The sequence below is a fragment of the uncultured Aliivibrio sp. genome (genome assembly GCF_946479765.1).
Taxonomy (GTDB): Bacteria; Pseudomonadota; Gammaproteobacteria; order Enterobacterales; family Vibrionaceae; genus Aliivibrio.
On record NZ_CAMLHO010000101.1, the window covers coordinates 1 to 3,830 of the forward strand.

At 37.7% G+C, this 3,830-nt stretch carries 4 protein-coding genes; 2 read left to right on the forward strand and 2 right to left on the reverse strand.

Features of this window, described 5'->3' with window-relative positions; genetic code table 11:
- Positions 1 to 165: 165 nt before the first annotated feature.
- Both Q1K78_RS17045 and Q1K78_RS17050 read left to right on the forward strand, forming a co-directional pair.
- Positions 166 to 822 (forward strand): Qnr family pentapeptide repeat protein, encoded by a 657-nt coding sequence (locus tag Q1K78_RS17045; RefSeq protein ID WP_300181599.1) that lies wholly within the window; start codon positions 166 to 168, stop codon positions 820 to 822.
- Positions 823 to 874: 52 nt separating this feature from the next.
- Entirely contained in the window at positions 875 to 1,165 is a 291-nt protein-coding gene (locus Q1K78_RS17050) for a putative quinol monooxygenase (RefSeq protein ID WP_300181601.1), read from the forward strand.
- Positions 1,166 to 1,252: 87 nt separating this feature from the next.
- Here Q1K78_RS17050 and Q1K78_RS17055 read toward each other — a convergent pair whose 3' ends face one another.
- Positions 1,253 to 2,473 (reverse strand): NupC/NupG family nucleoside CNT transporter, encoded by a 1,221-nt coding sequence (locus Q1K78_RS17055; RefSeq protein ID WP_300181603.1) that lies wholly within the window; start codon positions 2,471 to 2,473, stop codon positions 1,253 to 1,255.
- 251 nt (positions 2,474 to 2,724) lie between these two features.
- A complete protein-coding gene (locus Q1K78_RS17060) occupies positions 2,725 to 3,636 on the reverse strand; it encodes a LysR family transcriptional regulator (RefSeq protein ID WP_300181605.1) in 912 nt (303 codons plus the stop codon).
- Positions 3,637 to 3,830: the final 194 nt, after the last annotated feature.

The following is a 3,830-nucleotide window of genomic DNA, read 5'->3' on the forward strand; positions in this document are numbered from 1 at the left end:
GCACTGTAGCTTTAAGTTTGTTTTTCATGTCATGTAGAGCTTGTTTAACGCCTTAAAATGGTCATTTTAGATGGTTTTAAGTCGTTGTTTCTTAAGTTTTTATATTTATTGGTATTTACTATGGATACTGATAGTCTTCCTTTATAAAACGTAAAGAGGTAAAACATGGCTATATATAATGAAACATTCAAGAAAGTAGATTTTACGCATCAAGACTTAAGTGGATCTTACTATGAAGGATGCAAATTTTATTGTTGTAATTTTAGTCGTACAAATTTAAGAGATGCTCGATTTGTAGATTGTGTTTTTATTGAGCAAGGGGCAATAGAAGGCTGTCATTTTGATTACAGTGATCTAAGGGATGCGTCATTCAAGGATTGCCGTTTAACGATGGCTAATTTTAGAGGCGCGAATGGATTTGGTGCTGAGTTTAGAGGCTGTGATCTCAAAGGGGCTAACTTCCTTCAAGCAAATTTTGTAAATCAAATTAGCCATCAAATGTATTTTTGTTCTGTTTATATCACTGGGTGTAACTTGTCATACGCTAATTTTGAACGTTTATGCATTGAGAAGTGTGATTTGTTTGAAAATAAGTGGAATGGAGCAAATCTACAAGGTGCTTCATTTAAAGGTTCTGATCTGTCTCGTGGTTCTTTCTCTGAAGATGCATGGGGGCAATTTAGAATGCAAGAGGCAAATCTATGTCATTGTGAGTTAGAAGGCTTAGATCCTCGTAGAGTTGATTTAACGGGTGTTAAAATCTGTGGTTGGCAACAAGAGCAATTATTAGAACCTTTGGGATTAGTTGTACTTCCTGACTAAAGAGGAGTACTAATAGTAAATCATAAGCCTATAAATAGAGTAGAAGCATAAGATGACGAAGATACTAACGATTGTAGCAAGAGTTGAAGCACAAGAAGGCAAAGTAGAATTTGTTAAAGCAGAACTATTAAAACTAATTGAACCGACTCTAAAAGAAAAAGGCTGTATTCAATACGATCTTCATCAAGATAATGAGAATTCAAATCTATTCTTCTTTTATGAGCAATGGGAAAGCGAAGCGCTATTACAAGACCATTTGAATACTTCTCATATTGCAGAATACATAAAAGCCGTTGATGGTGCGATTGCTTCATTTGTTCTTAATCGTATCACTAAGCTTTAAGCACTTAGAAAAAAGCCACTCACTTTAATACTCTTTCTAGTCAGCGTATTAAAGTGAGTGGCTTTTTCTTATTTAGAGATTAATTCTTTAGAAAGATAAGAAGATGCCTGCAACCGTGGCACTCATTAAGTTTGCTAATGTAGCAGCAAAGATGGCTTTCATACCTAAACGTGCAATGTCAGGACGACGGCTTGGAACGACACCTCCTAATCCACCCATTAACATAGCGATAGAGGTTAGGTTAGCAAAGCCACAAAGGGCAAAGGTAACGATAGCTTGAGAATGCTCACTTAATTGGTCTTTTACTGTCATCAAGTCAGCAAAGGCCACAAATTCGTTAATGGCAATTTTTTTACCAATTAAACTTGCTGCAACAGTCGCTTCTGACCATGGGACACCGATTAACCATGCGATAGGAGCAAATAGGTAACCAAAAATAAGGTCTAAGCTTAAATTTTCAAACCCAACTAACATTCCTATCTTATGTAATCCGCCATTCAATAGAGCGATAAGACTGATTATAGCCAATAAGCTTGCACCAACAGCAAATACAATTTGTAATCCGTTTAATGCGCCTTGAGAAGCTGCATCAATAATATTTACAGGTGCATCATCAACACAATCGTCTTCGTATAAGTCTGCTTCGTTAATTTCTTCGGTTTGAGGGACGATTAACTTTGCCATCATCAAACCAGCAGGAGCCGACATAAAGCTAGCAGCAATTAAATAACGTAATTCAACCCCTAAACCTGCGTAACCTACCATTGTGCCACCCGCAACAGAAGCTAAGCCACCAACCATTACGGCAAATAATTCAGAACGTGACATTTTAGCAAGGAAAGGGCGAACAACTAACGGAGCTTCAACTGAACCAACAAAGATATTGGCGGTTGCTGACATTGATTCTGTACGAGTTGTACCAAGGAAGCGTTGTAAACCGCCGCCAATAATTTTAATTATCCATCCCATGATACCTAAATAGTAAAGAACAGAGATTAATGCTGAGAAGAAAACGATGGTAGGCAAAACGTTGACGGCAAAAATAAAGCCTAATTTGTACTGGGCTAAATCACCAAAAAGGAATTCGGTGCCTACACGTCCATAAGCAATAATGTCTGAAACAGCCATGGAGATACTATTAAGGATAGTTTGGCCAATTGGTACGTAGAGGATGAACCCGGCGAACAGTAACTGAATTAAGAACGCGCCTAATACAGTGCGCCATTTGATGGCTTGTCGGTTTTCTGAAAAAAGAAACGCAATCGCGAATAGGCAAACAATGCCTAAAATACTGACCAAAAAGTTCAAGGTCAAACTCCAATAGTATTTAGTTAATGATTGCGGGGGTATTCTAGTGAAAAATAAAAGTGTGACAAGGATCAAGTTGTTATGGGTTCTACATAGAGGTAACATAAAAAAGAGGAATAGTTTGTAAATTCATCAATAATACATTAAATGAGAGGTTTATCACGCAGGTAAGAGTTAGTTGTTACTATATGGGATAATTGGTTCGTATATAACGCCTTATTATCCCTAATTTGTGGTGGTAAGATTGGCTTTTATAAACGGTCAATTTTGTCTGAATTAATATGTTCTCGAACAAACTCCATGAAGAGGTGTACTTTTTTAGGCAAGAATTTACGTCGAGGATAAACAGCGTAAAGTGGCATTGATTGATTTAATTCCCAATCAGGGAGTAATTGAATAAGCTTACCTGTACGCAGCTCATCAGACAGAAGGTAAGTTGCTATATATCCGATCCCATTACCTGAAACTGTCGCGTTACGAATGGCGTCGGCAGAATCGATACGATAATTACCGGTTACTTTTATCTGTAGATCCTCTTCACCTTTATGAAACCCCCATACATTATCTTTACGCTCACGGCTGATATAAGTAAGACAGTTATGCTTTTTAAGATCATAAGGGTGATAAGGGATCCCTTGTTTTGCAAGATAACTAGGATTAGCGACGAGAACAAAATGACAATCAATTAAGTGTCTTGCAACAAATCCTTCAGGAGGTGAATCCATCACACCTATCCATAAGTCTAATTGCTCTGCAATCACATCAATCTTATGATCAAATAAGGTTATTTCGATATTAAGTTGTGGATAGCGTTGATGAAACTCAGAAAGATAGGGCAAAATATGATTAGTAGCGAAAGACTGAGCAATACCGACACGGAGTTTGCCATTTAACGTATCCATGTTAGATAGCAGTTCGTTTTCGGCTTCGTTAATCTCATCGGCGATATTGGCACAATGCACGGCGAACGATTGACCCGCTTCGGTAAGGGCAAAAGAACGGGTTGTCCTTTGTACTAATTGAACACCTAAGCGTTCTTCAAGAAGCTGAATTTGAAGACTGACTTGTGTTCTAGAAATATCCAAAAGCTGAGCTGCCTTGGTAAAGCTTTTCTGTTGTGTGAGCGCATTAAACACGATCATTTGTTTTGCTTGCTTTAACATAGGCTTCTCTATTGGTAATTGTAACGGTGACCACTATCCTGCCACCTGACAGATAGGGGGAACCGCTTTATTGTAATTGAGCGATGAGATTGAATAAAGTGAGTAATGCCTTTGTTTTAGGTATCCATTGAAATTATATGGTTTTTTCATGCTAGAGTTTAGACATAGAAAGATGATAAAGGAGGATTGAATGT

Coding starts and splice junctions, on each gene's coding strand:
- Q1K78_RS17045 (WP_300181599.1), top strand. CDS start 166: ATGGCTATATATAATGAAACATTCAAGAAAGTAGATTTTACGCATCAA.
- Q1K78_RS17050 (WP_300181601.1), top strand. CDS start 875: ATGACGAAGATACTAACGATTGTAGCAAGAGTTGAAGCACAAGAAGGC.
- Q1K78_RS17060 (WP_300181605.1), bottom strand. CDS start 3,636: ATGTTAAAGCAAGCAAAACAAATGATCGTGTTTAATGCGCTCACACAA.